We start from the raw sequence: 15,306 nt of genomic DNA, 5'->3' as shown, positions 1-15,306 counted from the left end.
GCACGACCCGCCCAGCCCCGAGGAGTCACCGTGAACACCACCGCCACGACCGCCCGCACCGCCGCCACCCCGCTCGGCGGCCGCTACGTCAGCAGCACCGCCGCCTCGACGGTCGGCAGCTACGTCGGTTCGCTCGCCGCCGACGTCGCGCCCGGCTCGTACGTGAGCACCTCGGCACGCCGCGACCTGTCGATCGGTCGCTACACCGCCAGCGCACGGCGTCGCCTCTCGGCCGCCACGGCGTCCGTCCGGACGGCCACGGGCTCGATCCACACCGCCACCGGCTCGATCCGCACCGCGTAGTCGGTGCCGGTCGGGGGCACCCCTCCCCGACCGACCCGGACGGGCCGCCCCACCAGACCCGGGCCCGCCGCGCGACCTGAATCCGCGCGGCGGACCCGTTCCTCTGGGCGATGTCACGACCTACCCGGTCCGCCCACCTCGCCCAGGAGACACGACGTGCCGCTCACCCCCGAAGGTGAGCGGCACGTCGTGTCTCCGGGACGACCGGGCCCGAGCCCGGCACGTCGGACTAGAGGGTCGCGGCGGAAGGGTCCCAGCTCTCGTCGAGCGGCACCGGCTGCTGCACGGCGGACTCGACGGAGACCGGCGCACCCTGCTCGGCGGCCGACGAGATCGCCAGCAGGACGTCGAGAACGTGCGAGGCCACGGCCCCGCTGGCACGCTCGGCGTCGCCACCGCGGATGGCCCGCGCCAGGTCGAGCACGCCCGAACCGCGTCCGTAGGTCGAGCCCGCGGCGGTGAGCGTCTCGGGCTCGTCCCGGCCGAACCGCCAGAGGCTCGAGTCGCCCTCGAAGGTGTTGGGGTCGGGCAGCACGAGGGTGCCCTCGGTGCCGCTGATCTCGACGAAGCCCATGCGGGGCAGCGCGTTCTGGAACGAGAACGTCGACTGGGCCGACTGCCCGCCCGCGAACTCGATGAGCGCCGCGTGGTGCGTCGGCACCTCGACCGGGAAGGTCTCGCCGGCCCGGGGACCGCTGCCGATGGTGCGGGTGTCGAACGACTTCGACGAGACCGCGCTGACGCGACTGGCCGAGCCGAACGCGTGCACGAGGGTCGTCACGTAGTACGGCCCCATGTCGAAGAGCGGACCGGCCCCGAGCGCGAACAGGAAGTCGGGGTTCGGGTGCCACGACTCGGGCCCGGGCACGTGGAACATCGTGGTCGCCGTGAGGGGCTGACCGATGTCGCCCCGGGCGATGGCGCGCATCGCGGTCTGGATGCCGGCACCGAGCACGGTGTCGGGGGCACACGCGACGCGGACGCCGGCCGCCTCGGCGGCGGCGAGCAGGTCGCGGGCCGACTCGTGGTCGAGCGCGAGGGGCTTCTCGCTCCAGACGTTCTTGCCGGCGGCGATGATCTGACGGCCGACCTCGGCGTGCACGGCCGGGATCGTGAGGTTGACGACGATCTCGATCTCGTCGATCGCGAGCAGCTCGTCGACCGTGCCGTGACCCGGGATGCCGTACGCCTCGGCCTGCGCCTGGGCGCGGTCGAGGTCGAGGTCGGCGACGAAGAGCACCTCGAGGTCGGCGAACTGCGTCATGTTCTCGAGGTAGGTGCCGCTGATGACGCCCGCGCCGATGACGCCGACGCCCACGCGTCCCGTGCGGCCGGCGGTCGTGTCGACGCCGCTCACTTGTCGTTCTCCTGCAGCCAGGCGAAGGACTCGGCGACGCCGTCGAAGACGTCCTTCGCGTAGTCGTCGAACTCGACGACGCGCAGCGCGTGCGGCGCGGCGGCGAGGACGGCGGCGACGTCCACGTCGCCCTGACCGGCCGGGGTCTGGTTCTTGAAGGCGGCGGCGAGCGCGTCGGGCACCTCGAGGGCGCTCTCGCTGCTGGGCAGGGCGGTCGCGATGTCGCCGGAGATCTTGCCGTCCTTGACGTGCAGGAACTGCACGCGGTCACCCAATGAGCGCAGCAGCGCCGGGGTGTCCATGCCGCCGACGGTCGACCAGAAGGTGTCGATCTCGAGGACGACGTCGTCGTTCAGTCGCTCGAGGAAGAAGTCGTAGACGGGGCGGCCGTCGACCTTGTTCGCGAACTCCCACTGGTGGTTGTGGTAGCCGAACTTCAGGCCCGACGCGGCGGCCAGCACCTGCAGCTCGTTGACGCGGTCGGCGATCTTCGCGGCGTCGTCGGCGGTCTGCCAGCGGTCGCTCGGGATGAACGGGTCGATCACGGTGCCGATGCCGAGCTGGGCGGCGGCGGCGAAGGCGCGCTCGGGCTCGTCGGAGTCGATGACCGGGGCGTGGCCCGAGGGCGCGGTGACGCCGGAGGCGGCGAAGGCCTTCTCGAACTCGTCGGCACGCTCGACGAACGAGTAGGGCTCGACCTTGGTGAAGCCGATCTCGGCGATGCGGGCGACGGCGCCCTGCAGGTCGGCCGAGACGGCGTCTCGGACCGTGTAGAGCTGCACGGAGGGTGACGAGGTCATGGGAGTGACTCCTTTGTCGTGAGGGGTTCAGGTGGTCTGAGCCCAACTCTGCCACTTATGTCGACCGATGACAAAAGTTCGTCCCGAATCGACACCAGAAAACTGGGCAGGACAGCCACGAGAGAAAACATAAACGGGACATTTTTCATTGAAGATGCCATAGTTCCTGCAGGGGGATTCACCCCCGATCGGGCCCACGGTTCGACCCAACGCAGCAATCGGATCCTGGAAGATCCGAGAGCTTGCCACGAATATGAAAGTGATCTATGTCAATGAAGACGACCAGGAAACTCGTTGCTAGTGGTGTTGCGAGCGCTTTGCTCGCGGCAGGGCTGACCTTCGGCGGAGCATCTTCGGCACAAGCCGCCAGCAAGCCTTTCTACGGCTCGCCAACTTGTGGTGGAGCGAGCACGCAATTGAAGTACGCACCTCCCGGGGTCGCATATTGGCTCTGGCACAAAAAAGGTAGGAACTTCGTTGGTCAGTACTGGGTCTGGCAAGCACGGTTCGGTTACGTGCAAGCAGGAAACACCTATAACTTCTCCTGCTAGCGCAAGCCTTCGCCCCAGCAACACTGGGTCGAGCAACGAGACAGCGGTGCTCTGAGCTGTAGGAGGTGCGGCTCACCAGAGTCGCGCCTCCTGCGTTCTCGAGTGGCCTGGCTCGTCGCCGGGTCGGCCTGCGGGCGCACCGCAGTGCGACGGCCTACCGTCGCACACGTCATGACGCCCCCGACCGACCCCCCACCGCCTCCCCCCTGACTCCCCCGATGCTCCTCGGGCACCTCCCGACGCATCCCCACGCCGCGCCCGTCGAGGTGCACCTGCCCCGCTCGCGGTTCCCCGTGGCGATCAGCTTCGAGTCGTCGGACACGTGGTCGATCGCCGAGCGCTTCGGCGAGCAGCTCGTCAGCCACGGGCGACTGGCCTACCGCGCCGGCGCGTTCGTCGTCCGCACCGCGGCCGGCACCACCCGTTACGGCCACTCGTGGCAGGCCGCAGTCACCGCCCACCTGCTCCGCCGCGGCTGACCACGGCCGTCGTGATGTTCCGCCCGGGGAGCCCCGGCGGATCACCCGGGTGTTGGCGATCGGATCGGCCCCGTCCGCCCCGGCGGCCGACCATCACCACCCGGTTCAGCCCAACGTCAGCTGCCCGTCGGCCTCGAGCCACTCGAGGCCCTCGACGACGGCCTGGACCGAGGTGTAGCGCGGCGAGTAGCCCAGCAGACGGCGCGCCTTGGCGATGCTCATCGAGTGGCTGCGCGACGCGTGCTGCCAGGACGCGTCCGCGTTCTCGTCGGACGTCTGGTCTCGGAACTCGGCCCACGAGACGAACCGCAGCCGCGCCTCCTGACCGTGGTGCCGAGCGATCGCCTCGGCGAGACCGCGCAGCGTGATCGCCCGCTCGCTGACGACGTGGAAGGCCTCACCGACCACCTGCGAGTGCCGCTCGGCCGCGAGCTGGAACGCCTGCGCGACGTCGTCGGCGTGGACGTGGTGGACGGTCTCGAGCCCGAGGCCCGGCATCGCGATCTCGCGCCCGCCGGCGAGGGCCTCCCAGACGGAGAGGTCGAGGTTGCCGACCGCGTTGATCATCGGCCACCCCGGGCCGGTGATGTGCCCGGGGTGCAGCACGATGCTCTGCACTCCGCCCGGGCGCCGTGACTCGCGGAGCAGCAACTCTTCGATGGCGGCCTTCTGCGTGCCGTACTCGCCGAACGGGGTGCGCTCGTCCTCTTCGGTGATCGGCACCTCACGCGACGGACCGTGCACCCAGACCGTGCCGCAGTGCACCAGCACGGTGCCCGTGCCCTGCAAGGCGTCGACCATCTGCCGCGCCGACGCGACCGTGAAGCAGATCATGTCGATCACGACGTCGGCCCCGAGCCCGGCGATCTCGCCCGCGAACGTGCCGTCGGCGTCGCCCGCCTCGCGGTCGAGCAGGAGGCGCGTCACGCGTGACCACGCCGCGTGCGACCGGTAGGGCTCGGACTCCCCCCGGCTGACGGCGACCACCTCGTGGCCGGCCTCGACGAGTCGCGGGACGAGGAATCCGCCCACGTGGCCGGTGGACCCGATGACGACGATCTTCACGACGCGACCCCCGACACGATCGAGAGGGCCGGGAACGGACGGCGGGGACGAAGGGTGGCAGCTCTGCGCACGGCATCGGAGGACATGGCTCGACGCTACCCGGCGCCCCCGACAGCGGTGTACCCCGCATGGGGGTCACGCGGCGTCCCCTCAAGTGCCCACTGCGCCGTGGCCCCGGATTCTTCAGACTTCCTCTGAGGAGCACGGCGGCTCGTCGGATCATCGGGCACGGCCCGCGACGAGCCATCCGCTCCGCGCGTCCCATCCGGCACGCGCGACCCGACGAGGAGAACCATGACCTTCACCGACCCCCGCGCCCGCGGCACCCGCCGCCGCGTCACGACCGTCTGTCTCGCGGCGTCCCTGACCCTGGGACTCGTCGCCGTGGGCTCCGGCGCCGCCGTCGCCGCGCCTCCCACGGCCGCGCCCGGTGCACCCGCCGCACCCGGCAAGCCGGGTCCCGCCCCGACGCTGCCGGTCGTCGAGGGGCCGGTGATGAACTACGTCGTCAACGCGGGCAAGGCCAACCCCGGCGCGACCAAGCAGGTCGAGCGGGCGGTCGCCGCGGCCGGCGGCAGCGTCATCGCCGCGTACGCCGAGCTCGGCGTGGTCGTCGCGCAGTCGAGCAACGCGAACTTCGCCCCCTCGGTGCGGAGCGACAAGGCCGTCTCGTCGGCCGGTGCCACCCGCACCGCCGCGGTCGCCGAGACCGACCCGACCTACGGCGTCGGCACGACCGCCCCGGGCCCGGGCAAGCCCGTCAGGCCCGGCCACCCGGGCGGTCCAGGCAAGCCCGGTGGTCCCGGACACCCCGGCAAGCCGAAGGCCGCGACCTCGCCCGAGCAGCGGCTCGAAGAGGCCACGACCGTCGTCGCCGACCCCCTCGAGGCGCAGCAGTGGGACCTCACGGCCATCGGGGCCGACCAGGCGCACCAGGTCACCGACGGCAGCCGCGACGTGCTCGTGGCCGTGCTCGACTCGGGCATCGAGGGCGACCACCCCGACCTGCAGCCGAACATCGACGTGGCCGCCTCGGCGAGCTGCCTGACCGGGACGCCCGACTCGAGCTACGCCGCCTGGCAGCCCACGACGAGCGACCACGGCACCCACGTGGCCGGCACGATCGCCGCGGCCCGCAACGGCGTCGGCATCGTGGGCGTCGCCCCGGGCGTGACGATGTCGGCCGTCAAGGTCGTCAGCGACGACGGCTTCATCTACCCCGAGGCCGCGATCTGCGGCTTCATGCAGGCCGCTGCGACCGGTGCCGACATCACGAACAACAGCTACTACGTCGACCCGTGGCAGTTCTGGTGCGGCTCGGACGTCGACCAGGCGGCCGTGCTGGCCGCCGTCGACCGCGCCGTGCAGTTCACCCAGAAGAAGGGCATCGTCAACGTCGCGGCGGCCGGCAACTCGTCGATCGACCTCGCGAACAAGACGGTCGACACGGACAGCCCGAACGACACCACGCCGACGACCCGCCCGATCGACTCACGCTGCCTCGACATCCCGACCGAGCTCGACGGCGTGGTCACCGTGTCGTCGACCACCTCGGCCGGGGCGAAGTCGGGCTTCTCGAACTACGGCGAGGGCGTCGTCGACGTCGCGGCCCCCGGTTCGGCCATCCTCTCGACCGTGACCGGCGGGGGCTACGGGACCAAGTCGGGCACCTCGATGGCCTCGCCGCACGTCGCCGGCGTGCTGGCCCTGCTGAAGTCGACCCACCCGCGTCTCGGCGGCACGGACCTCGTCGGGTTGCTCGAGCGACAGGCGACCGACACCCCGTGCCCGACCGGCACGACCACCTGCACCGGCACGCCGGCCGACAACGGCTGGTTCGGTGAGGGGATCGTCGACGCCCTCGCCGCCGTGACGAAGTAGCCGACCCAGCAGGAGGAGCACCACAGAGCGAGCACCGCCCCGTCCTCGCGCGGACGGGGCGCCCGTTCGCCCCTAGGCTGAGCGAGTCCCAATCGGAGGTTCGATGCACACCTGGCCCGGCAACCCCTACCCCCTCGGCGCGACCTACGACGGCAGCGGCACCAACTTCGCGATCTTCAGCGAAGCCGCCAGCAAGGTCGAGTTGTGCCTGTTCGACGACGACGGCACCGAGACGAGGGTCGAGTTCACCGAGGTCGACGCCTACGTCTGGCACGCCTACCTGCCCACCGTGCAACCCGGTCAGCGCTACGGCTACCGCGTGCACGGCGAGTACGACCCCGCGAACGGCTCGCGTGCCAACCCGAACAAGCTCCTCCTCGACCCCTACGCCAAGGCCACCTGCGGCGAGATCGACTGGGACGAGGCGCTGTTCGCCTACACGTTCGGCGACCCCGACTCGCGCAACGACAAGGACAGCGGCCCGCACATGATGCTGGGCGTCGTCATCAACCCGTTCTTCGACTGGCAGGGCGACCGCGCCCCCAAGTACAGCTACGACGAGACCGTCATCTACGAGGCGCACGTCAAGGGCCTCACCGAGACGCACCCCGACATCCCCGAGGAAGAACGCGGCACGTACGCCGGCGTCGCGAACCCGGCGATCATCGACCACCTGAAGAAGCTCGGCATCACGACCCTCGAGCTGATGCCCGTGCACCAGTTCGTGCAGGACAACACCCTGCTCGAGAAGGGCCTCAGCAACTACTGGGGCTACAACACCATCGGGTTCTTCGCCCCGCACGCCGCCTACTCGGCCACCGGCGACATCGGCCAGCAGGTGCAGGAGTTCAAGACGATGGTGCGGGTGCTGCACGACGCCGGCATCGAGGTCATCATCGACGTCGTGTACAACCACACGGCCGAGGGCAACCACCTGGGTCCGACCCTCTCGTTCAAGGGCATCGACAACGCAGCCTACTACCGGCTGATGGACGGCGACCAGCAGCACTACATGGACTACACGGGCACCGGCAACAGCCTGAACGTCCGTCACCCGCACTCGCTGCAGCTCATCATGGACAGCCTGCGCTACTGGGTCACCGAGATGCACGTCGACGGCTTCCGCTTCGACCTCGCCGCGTCGCTCGCCCGCGAGTTCTACGAGGTCGACCGTCTCTCGACCTTCTTCGAGCTCGTGCAGCAGGACCCGATCGTCTCGCAGGTCAAGCTGATCGCCGAGCCCTGGGACGTCGGCCCCGGTGGCTACCAGGTCGGCAACTTCCCGCCCCAGTGGACCGAGTGGAACGGCAAGTACCGCGACACCGTCCGCGACTTCTGGCGCGGCGAGCCCTCGACGCTCGGCGAGTTCGCCAGCCGGATCACCGGCTCCGCCGACCTGTACGAACGCGACGGGCGACGCCCGGTCGCGAGCATCAACTTCGTCACCGCTCACGACGGCTTCACGATGCGCGACCTCGTCAGCTACAACGACAAGCGCAACGACGCCAACGGCGAGAACGGCAACGACGGCGAGAGCCACAACCGTTCGTGGAACTCCGGGGTCGAGGGCGAGACCGACGACGGAGAGATCCGCGCCCTGCGCGAGCAGCGTCAGCGCAGCTTCCTCGCCACCTTGCTGCTCAGCCAGGGCGTGCCGATGCTGCTGCACGGCGACGAGCTCGGTCGCACGCAGGGCGGCAACAACAACACGTACGCACAGGACAACCAGATCAGCTGGATCGACTGGCCCAACGCCGACCGCGAGCTGATCGAGTTCGTCGCCGAGGTCATCAAGCTCCGCCACGACCACCCGACCTTCCGCCGCCAGCGGTACTTCAACGGCCGTCCCGTCACCCGTGGCGAGGGCGAGCCCCTGCCCGACATCGTCTGGTTGACGACCGAGGGCGACGCCATGCAAGAGGGCGAGTGGAACGAGTCCTACGCCAAGGCGATCGGCATGTTCCTCAACGGCAACGGCATCCGTGGCCGTGACGCCCGAGGCGGTCGCATCACCGACGTCAACTTCGTCCTGTACTTCAACGCCAGCGCCGAGACGGTCACCTTCGTCCTCCCGCCCGACGAGTACGCCCAGGGCTGGGAGGTCGTCGTCGACAGCACCGTGACGGCGCCTCCGCCGCCCGCCAGCGCCGCCCCCCGCACCCCGACGGGTCACGGGCGGGGAAGTGCGAGACGGCGCCGGGGATGGCCACGCTGCCGAACCGTCCCACGGCGGGGAGGTCGGCGGGGGCCTTCCAGGCCGACCAGAGGGTCGGGTCGAAATCCGTCGAGCCGGGCGCCGCGGACGGAGGCGCGGCGGCGGTCGCCGGGAGGGCGGGCACCTCGTCCCGACCGAGCGCCTGGGACAGGTTCTGGTAGACGCTGCCGTCCCGGTTCAGGGCGAGGCCCCCGGCCAGGGCGAAGACCAGGACGGCCAGGACGGCCACGAGCTTCCGCCACCACCGGGTGCGGAACAGGTTGACGACGACGACAGCGACGCCGGCGACCACGGCGGCGACCCAGAGGCGATCCACCCAGGTGGGTGACAGGCCCAGCACGTCGCGTACGTCGCCGAGCCACCAGGTCGCGAGGGCGCCGAGGCCGGCCCCGAGCAGGACCGCGAGGGCGATCCACCGCCACCACGTGCGTCGGGTCCGCGGGCGGACGAGGAGCCCGACGGCGACGAGGGCGGCGACGACGTCCACCGTCAGCAGCATCGTCGTGGACAAGAGCGGAACCGACAGCAACCAGTCCATGCGAGAGCTTCTTTCGGCGGAGGATCGGGGTGATGGCCACCCAGGTGACACTCTGCCGCCTCGGAGTCTCTCGACACGAGCCGTGCCGCCCGGTCTCAGCAGCCTCATCAGGTGTGATCAGCCACCACACGGCACCGACACGTCGCACCGGGGCGCCCCGTCGGCGACGGCCGTGGCAGCCCGCTCCAGCCGAACTACTCGGCGAGCCCGTGTTCGTACGCGTAGACCACCAGTTGCACCCGGTCGCGCAGGGACAACTTCGACAGGACCCGACTGATGTGGGTCTTGACCGTCGCCTCGCTGAGGAACTCCCGCGACGCGATCTCGGCGTTGCTGAGGCCCCGCGCCGCGAGGTCGAAGATGTCACGTTCCCGGGTGGTCAGGGTGCCGAACGACGCGGGCACGGCCCGGGCGCGTGAGGCCCGGCCGTCGAAGTGCTCGAAGAGTTCACGCGTGGCCGACGCCGCGATGACGGCGTTGCCCGCGTGCACGGTGCGGATCGCGGCGAGCAGGAACTCGGGGTCGGCGTCCTTGAGGACGAAGCCGCTCGCGCCTCCCCGGATGGCGCGGGTGGCGGCCTCGTCGAGGTCGAAGGTCGTCAGCACGATGATGCGCGGCGGGCGACGGGAGGCCGTCTCGGCCTGCGCCAGGACGGCGGTGGTGGCCGCGATGCCGTCCATCACCGGCATGCGGATGTCCATGAGGACGACGTCGGGAGCGGTGCGCCCGACCATCGCCACGCCCTCCTCGCCGTTGCTGGCCTCGCCGACGAACTCGAGGTCGGGCTGCGAGCCGACGAGCATCTTGATTCCCGCACGGAACAGGGCCTGGTCGTCGACCAGGGCGACGCGGATGGGTGCCGTCGAACGGCCGGGCATGTCGATCATCGGATGCGTACCTCTTGGGTCAGTGCCAGGGTCGGCACGATGGCGTGGACGACGAAGCGTCCGTCGGCGTTCTGGGTGGTGAGCGAGCCGCCCGCCAGGGTGGCGCGCTCCCGCATGCCGTCGAGCCCGTGGCCGCCCCGTCGCTCGTCGCCGGACGTGTCGAGCGGACGCGTCGGCGGCCGCACGACGTTGGAGATCACGAGGTGCAACGCCTCGTAGCGCCAGTCGAAGTGGAGGCCGACGGGCTGGTCGACGGCACCGTGCCGCAGGACGTTGGTCAGGCTCTCCTGCACGATGCGGAACACGGCGAGCTGCCGGTTGGTCCCGAGGACCTGTGGTTCGCCGGTCACGAGCAGGTCGACCGTGAGACCCGACCCGCGCATCTGGTCGAGCAGACGGTCGAGATCGCCGAGGGCGGGCTGGGGCGCCTCGCCCTGGCTGTGCCGCAGTTGACCCAGCAGCACCCGGACGTCGCCAAGGGCCTCCCGAGCCGTCGTGGCGATCGTCGTGAGCGCCCCGTCGACCGAGGTCGGGTCGACCCGGGCGGCGTACCGGGCCCCGTCGGCCTGGGCGATGACGACGGCCAGCGAGTGGGCGACCACGTCGTGCATGTCCCGGGCGATCCGGTTGCGTTCCTGCTCGACGGCGATGTCCCGCTCGGCCCGGGCGGCCTCGCGTTCGGCCCGCGCGGCGTCGTTCTCGGCCCGGGCGGTCTCGCGCTCGGCGATGAGCCGCGCCTCACGGCTGAGCCGCTCGGACCATCGCGCCCGGGCCAGCAGTCCCCCGGCCCAGGGCAGACCGAGCAGGGCGAGGAATCCGAGGAGGCTGATCCCCAGCTGCAGGAGGATGCGGACGACGTCGGTCACCGCATAGATGTCGTAGTCGACGCCGAACAGGCTCTGCTGCACGAACGAGAGGTAGAAGGTGCCCAGGAGGGCACCCACGCCCACGGAGACCAGGCCCGACCACTTCACCCGGTTCGTCCCGTACGCCGCCGTGGAGTACAGCACCGCGCAGATCGCGAGGTTCGTGACACCGGGCGTGCTGCCCGTGATCATCTGGGACGCGGCGACCAGCCAGGCGAGGGTCAGGGCGAGCCCCGGCGACAGGCGGCGCAGGGCGAACGTGACCGTCATGCCCAGCACGACGAACGGAGTCGTCACGACGCCGTCGGACAACACCAGGCCGACCACGCCGAGCAGGAACGCCGCCGACAGGTCGACGGCGACCTGGTAGGGCGCGAGGCGTCGGAAGATCACCCGACCACCGTACGACCTACGGCGGCCGGTCCGGGGCGGCCGCCGTGCGCGAACGACCTCGGGACCACCACGATCATCCGCAGGGACGAGGACGACCCTCCTGCCCGGGACGGGCCCGGACGACCGGGAGGGGGCGTCAGAACCCCAGTCGACCGAGCTGCTTCGGGTCGCGTTGCCAGTCCTTGGCGACCTTCACCCGGATCGAGAGGAACACCTGCTTGCCGACGAGCGGCTCGATCTGCGCGCGGGCACGCTCGCCCACCTCGCGCAGGCGCTGACCGCCCTTGCCGATGACGATGGCCTTCTGGCTGTCCCGCTCGACGAAGAGGTTGGCGTAGATCTCGAGGAGGTCCTTGTCGTCACGCTCGACCATGTCGTCGATGGTCACCGCGAGCGAGTGCGGCAGCTCGTCCTGCACGCCCTCGAGCGCGGCCTCGCGGACGTACTCGGCCACGCGGTCGGTCAGGCCTTCTTCGGTGACCGCATCGGACGGGTAGAGGGGCTGGGACAGCGGCATGAGCTTGATCAGCTCGGCCGTGAGGACGTCGAGCTGCACGTCGCTGACCGCGGACAGCGGGATGATGGCCTCCCAGTCGCGCAGACGGCTGACCGCGAGCAACTGCTCGGCGACGGCCGGCCGCGACGTGGCGTCGGTCTTGGTGACGATCGCGACCTTCTTGGCCCGCGGGTACTGGTCGAGCTGCTCGTTGATGAACCGGTCCCCCGGCCCGAGCTTCTCGTCGGCCGGCACGCAGAACCCGATCACGTCGACGTCGCCGAGGGTGGTCTGGACGATGTCGTTGAGCCTCTCGCCGAGCAGCGTGCGCGGACGGTGCATGCCCGGGGTGTCGACCAGGACGAGCTGGCCGGTCGCCTGGTGCACGATGCCGCGGATCGCTCGTCGAGTCGTCTGCGGCTTCGACGAGGTGATGGCCACCTTCTGCCCCACGAGGGCGTTGGTCAGCGTCGACTTGCCGACGTTGGGCCGCCCGACGAACGAGACGAACCCCGCGCGGTAGGTCGACCCCCGAGGAGGCGCGGCCGAGGGGGTGAGGTCGTCTCCGGTGGTCGACATGGGGGCCTTTCGTGAACGTGCGGGAACGGGTGGGAGGTGGAGGGTCGCGACGACCGGACGCTCAGTCGTCGCGAGCGGCGTCGGCGAACGCGGCCTGGGCGTCCGCGAGGTCGGGATCGCGCTCGACGAGCACGGTCTGCAGGTCGTGCCGACGCCCCTCGGTGCGGTCGGCCGTGAGGACGAGGCCCGACACGCGGACGACCGAGCCCTGCTCGGGCAGGCGTCCCAGGACCTTGGTGAGCAGCCCTCCCACCGAGTCCACGTCGTCGTCGTCGAGTTCGAGGCCGAAGAGATCGCCGAGCTCGTCGACGGGGAGACGGGCACTCACCCGGAAGACCCCCGCGGAGACCTCGCGTTGCGGGGCGACCTCGCGGTCGTACTCGTCGCTGATGTCGCCGACGAGTTCTTCGATGAGGTCCTCGAGCGTGACCAGGCCGGCGATGCCGCCGTACTCGTCCACGACCATCGCGAGATGGTTCTTGTCGAGCTGCATCTGCCGGAGGGCGTCGTCGGCCTTCTTGGACTCGGGCACGAAGACGGCCGGGCGGGCGAGCGTCGTCACCGGGGCCGAGTCGTCGCCGCTGTGCTCGTGCAACCGCCGGGCGAGGTCGCGCAGGTAGACGATCCCGACGACGTCGTCGGAGTCGCGACCGACGACCGGGACCCGGGACACGCCCCGACCGAGGAAGAGGCTCATCGCCGAACCGACCGACGCCGTGGCGTCGAGGGTGACCATGTCGGTGCGGGGCACCATCACCTCGCGGACCACCGTGTCGCTGAACTCGAAGATCGAGTGGATGAGCTCGCGGTCGTCCTCTTCGAGGACGTCGAGCTCGGTGGCTTCGTCGACCATGCTGAGCAACTGCTCCTCGGAGGAGAACGACGCGCTGCGCGGACGTCCGGGGGTCACCCGGTTGCCGACCGCCACCAGGGCGTCGGCCAGGGGCCCGAGCACGACCCGGACGAACCGCACGAGACCCGAGGTCAGACGCACGAGGCCGCGGGCGTGGGCCCGACCGACGCTGCGCGGGCTGGAGCCCACGAGGACGAACGACACGACCGTCATGATGAGAGCCGAGAGCAGCAGGGCCAGCCACCACGGCTCGACCGAGAAGGCGAACGACAGCGACACGAGGACGGCCGCCGACGTCTCGGCGAGGATGCGCACGAAGTTGACGGCGTTGACGTGCGCCCCGACGTCGGCGGCGATGGCGGTCAACGCCGTCGCGTGACGCGGATCGTCGTCCGCCTCGTCGAGGAGGTCCTGGCGGCTGAGGACGCCTAGTGCGGAGTCGGCGGCGGCCAGGAGGCCGCCGAAGACCACCAGGAAGACCGCCACGACGACGAAGACCGTGACCATCACGGCGTCACCGACTCGTGTCGGACGCGGCGAAGGCCGCGAGGATCTCGCGCTGCAGACCGAACATCTCACGCTCGTCGTCGGGTTCGGCGTGGTCGAACCCCAGGAGGTGCAGGATGCCGTGGCAGGTGAGGAGCAGCATCTCGTCGAGCGGGCTGTGCCCCGCCGTGGCGGCCTGGGCCACGGCCACCTGCGGACACACGACGATGTCGCCGAGCAGGCCGGCCGGCGTGGGTTCGTCTTCGGTGCCGGGGCGCAGTTCGTCCATCGGGAAGCTCAGCACGTCGGTCGGACCGGGTTCGTCCATCCACTGGACGTGGAGCTGCTCCATCGCCGCCTCGTCGACGAACACGATCGCGAGTTCGGCCTCGGGGTGCACGTGCATCTGGTCGAGCGCGAAGGTGGCCAGACGTTGGATCGTGGCCTCGTCGACCTCGACGGCGGATTCGTTGGCGACCTCGATGCTCACCGGGTTCCCTTCTTCGGCAGGCGGTCGCGAGCGTCGGCCTGCTGGTCCGCCGCCTCGAGACGGCGGTGCTGCTGGGCCTGACGCTCGGCGTCGTAGGTCGTGTACGCGTCGACGATGCGGCCCACGAGCGTGTGCCGCACCACGTCGTCGCTGGTGAGACGGGCGAAGTGGATGTCGTCGATGTCGTCGAGCACCGTCGTGACGAGCTGGAGGCCGCTGGCACCGGTGGGCAGGTCGACCTGGGTGACGTCGCCCGTCACGACCATGCGCGAGCCGAATCCGAGACGGGTGAGGAACATCTTCATCTGCTCGGGCGTGGTGTTCTGCGCCTCGTCGAGCACGACGAACGCGTCGTTGAGGGTGCGACCGCGCATGTACGCGAGAGGGGCGACCTCGACGGTGCCGGCCGCGAGCAGCTTGGGCACGATCTCGGGGTCCATCATCTCGTTCAGGGCGTCGTAGAGCGGCCGGAGGTACGGATCGATCTTGTCGGTCAGCGTGCCGGGCAGGAAGCCCAACCGCTCGCCGGCCTCGACCGCGGGGCGCGTCAGGATGATGCGCTGGACCTCGCGGCGCTGCAACGCCTGGACGGCCTTGGCCATCGCCAGGTAGGTCTTGCCGGTGCCGGCCGGGCCGATGCCGAAGGTGATGGTGTGCTGGTCGATCGCGTCGACGTAGTCCTTCTGGCCCCGAGTCTTCGCCCGGACCCCCTTGCCGCGGCTGGTGACGATCGGCTGCCCGAAGACCTCGGACGGGCTGCCCTGCCCCGAGTCGAGCAGACGGGCCGACGTCGCGACCTCGGCCGGGCCGAGGTCGTGACCGCCGCGGACCATCGAGACGAGCTCGTCGACGAGGCCCTCGGCCCGGCCGACGGCCGACGAGGGCCCCTCGAGGGTGACCTCGTTGCCGCGGACGAGCACGCGCACGTCGGGGTACTGCTTCTCGACCGCACGCAGCAGGCGGTCTTGCGGGCCCAGGAGCTGGACCATGGCGACGCCGTCGACGGTCACGTCGACGCGACGGACGTCGTCACCCGTCGTCGGTGTCGAGGGGCCGGTGGCGTTCGT

13 protein-coding genes are annotated in these 15,306 nt (G+C 70.6%); 4 read left to right on the top strand and 9 right to left on the bottom strand.

Annotated elements, in window-relative coordinates; all coding sequences use genetic code 11:
• Nucleotides 1–30 precede the first annotated feature (30 nt).
• Nucleotides 31–303 carry a hypothetical protein gene (locus tag ARTHRO9V_RS00535; RefSeq protein WP_056046919.1) on the top strand — a complete coding sequence of 91 codons (273 nt, stop codon included), beginning with the start codon at nucleotides 31–33 and terminating at the stop codon, nucleotides 301–303.
• A 229-nt stretch (nucleotides 304–532) separates the two neighbouring features.
• On the opposite strand, the gene ARTHRO9V_RS00530 is transcribed toward ARTHRO9V_RS00535, so the two are convergent.
• Nucleotides 533–1,660, bottom strand: a complete 1,128-nt coding sequence (locus tag ARTHRO9V_RS00530) for a Gfo/Idh/MocA family protein (RefSeq protein ID WP_159824852.1) — start codon at nucleotides 1,658–1,660, stop codon at nucleotides 533–535.
• A complete protein-coding gene (locus ARTHRO9V_RS00525) occupies nucleotides 1,657–2,460 on the bottom strand; it encodes a sugar phosphate isomerase/epimerase (protein ID WP_123570674.1) in 804 nt (267 codons plus the stop codon). Before ARTHRO9V_RS00525 ends, ARTHRO9V_RS00530 begins: the two co-directional genes overlap by 4 nt.
• 769 nt (nucleotides 2,461–3,229) lie before the next feature.
• On the opposite strand from ARTHRO9V_RS00525, the gene ARTHRO9V_RS00520 reads away from it, so the two are divergent.
• Complete coding sequence (locus tag ARTHRO9V_RS00520; protein WP_159824850.1) at nucleotides 3,230–3,490, top strand: hypothetical protein; 261 nt, start codon at nucleotides 3,230–3,232, stop codon at nucleotides 3,488–3,490.
• A 105-nt stretch (nucleotides 3,491–3,595) separates the two neighbouring features.
• Here ARTHRO9V_RS00520 and ARTHRO9V_RS00515 read toward each other — a convergent pair whose 3' ends face one another.
• Nucleotides 3,596–4,555, bottom strand: a complete 960-nt coding sequence (locus ARTHRO9V_RS00515; protein WP_159824848.1) for an NAD(P)-dependent oxidoreductase — start codon at nucleotides 4,553–4,555, stop codon at nucleotides 3,596–3,598.
• A gap of 294 nt (nucleotides 4,556–4,849) precedes the next feature.
• Between ARTHRO9V_RS00515 and ARTHRO9V_RS00510 the strand changes: the two genes are divergently transcribed.
• Together ARTHRO9V_RS00510 and glgX are read left to right on the top strand one after the other, a co-directional pair.
• Nucleotides 4,850–6,436, top strand: a complete 1,587-nt coding sequence (locus tag ARTHRO9V_RS00510; RefSeq protein ID WP_159824846.1) for a S8 family serine peptidase — start codon at nucleotides 4,850–4,852, stop codon at nucleotides 6,434–6,436.
• A gap of 103 nt (nucleotides 6,437–6,539) precedes the next feature.
• Nucleotides 6,540–8,915, top strand: coding sequence for a glycogen debranching protein GlgX (gene glgX / locus ARTHRO9V_RS00505; protein WP_159824844.1), 2,376 nt, complete (start codon nucleotides 6,540–6,542; stop codon nucleotides 8,913–8,915).
• Nucleotides 8,916–9,383: 468 nt separating this feature from the next.
• Here glgX and ARTHRO9V_RS00500 read toward each other — a convergent pair whose 3' ends face one another.
• The 6 genes from ARTHRO9V_RS00500 to ARTHRO9V_RS00475 form a co-directional block, all read right to left on the bottom strand.
• Nucleotides 9,384–10,076 carry a response regulator transcription factor gene (locus ARTHRO9V_RS00500; protein WP_369794374.1) on the bottom strand — a complete coding sequence of 231 codons (693 nt, stop codon included), beginning with the start codon at nucleotides 10,074–10,076 and terminating at the stop codon, nucleotides 9,384–9,386.
• On the bottom strand, nucleotides 10,073–11,335 hold the full coding sequence (locus tag ARTHRO9V_RS15920) for a sensor histidine kinase (protein WP_123570181.1): 1,263 nt from the start codon (nucleotides 11,333–11,335) through the stop codon (nucleotides 10,073–10,075). The genes ARTHRO9V_RS00500 and ARTHRO9V_RS15920 overlap by 4 nt, the downstream gene beginning before the upstream one ends.
• A gap of 136 nt (nucleotides 11,336–11,471) precedes the next feature.
• Nucleotides 11,472–12,410, bottom strand: coding sequence for a GTPase Era (gene era, locus ARTHRO9V_RS00490; protein ID WP_056045670.1), 939 nt, complete (start codon nucleotides 12,408–12,410; stop codon nucleotides 11,472–11,474).
• A gap of 61 nt (nucleotides 12,411–12,471) precedes the next feature.
• Nucleotides 12,472–13,770: a hemolysin family protein gene (locus tag ARTHRO9V_RS00485; protein ID WP_052505052.1), complete on the bottom strand. Its 1,299-nt coding sequence runs from the start codon at nucleotides 13,768–13,770 to the stop codon at nucleotides 12,472–12,474.
• Nucleotides 13,771–13,777: 7 nt separating this feature from the next.
• Complete coding sequence (gene ybeY, locus ARTHRO9V_RS00480) at nucleotides 13,778–14,239, bottom strand: rRNA maturation RNase YbeY (protein WP_056045671.1); 462 nt, start codon at nucleotides 14,237–14,239, stop codon at nucleotides 13,778–13,780.
• On the bottom strand, nucleotides 14,236–15,228 hold the full coding sequence (locus ARTHRO9V_RS00475; RefSeq protein WP_216844210.1) for a PhoH family protein: 993 nt from the start codon (nucleotides 15,226–15,228) through the stop codon (nucleotides 14,236–14,238). Before ARTHRO9V_RS00475 ends, ybeY begins: the two co-directional genes overlap by 4 nt.
• Nucleotides 15,229–15,306 lie beyond the last annotated feature (78 nt).

Source organism: Frigoribacterium sp. 9N, from assembly GCF_902506305.1.
Taxonomy (GTDB): domain Bacteria; phylum Actinomycetota; class Actinomycetes; order Actinomycetales; family Microbacteriaceae; genus Frigoribacterium.
Note: the sequence above shows the minus strand (reverse complement) of the source record. Positions and strands in the feature narration are given on the sequence as shown.

Coding starts and splice junctions, on each gene's coding strand:
- ARTHRO9V_RS00520 (WP_159824850.1), top strand. CDS start 3,230: ATGCTCCTCGGGCACCTCCCGACGCATCCCCACGCCGCGCCCGTCGAG.
- ARTHRO9V_RS00510 (WP_159824846.1), top strand. CDS start 4,850: ATGACCTTCACCGACCCCCGCGCCCGCGGCACCCGCCGCCGCGTCACG.
- era (WP_056045670.1), bottom strand. CDS start 12,410: ATGTCGACCACCGGAGACGACCTCACCCCCTCGGCCGCGCCTCCTCGG.
- ARTHRO9V_RS00485 (WP_052505052.1), bottom strand. CDS start 13,770: ATGGTCACGGTCTTCGTCGTCGTGGCGGTCTTCCTGGTGGTCTTCGGC.
- ARTHRO9V_RS00500 (WP_369794374.1), bottom strand. CDS start 10,076: ATGATCGACATGCCCGGCCGTTCGACGGCACCCATCCGCGTCGCCCTG.
- ARTHRO9V_RS00475 (WP_216844210.1), bottom strand. CDS start 15,228: ATGGTCCAGCTCCTGGGCCCGCAAGACCGCCTGCTGCGTGCGGTCGAG.
- ARTHRO9V_RS00525 (WP_123570674.1), bottom strand. CDS start 2,460: ATGACCTCGTCACCCTCCGTGCAGCTCTACACGGTCCGAGACGCCGTC.
- glgX (WP_159824844.1), top strand. CDS start 6,540: ATGCACACCTGGCCCGGCAACCCCTACCCCCTCGGCGCGACCTACGAC.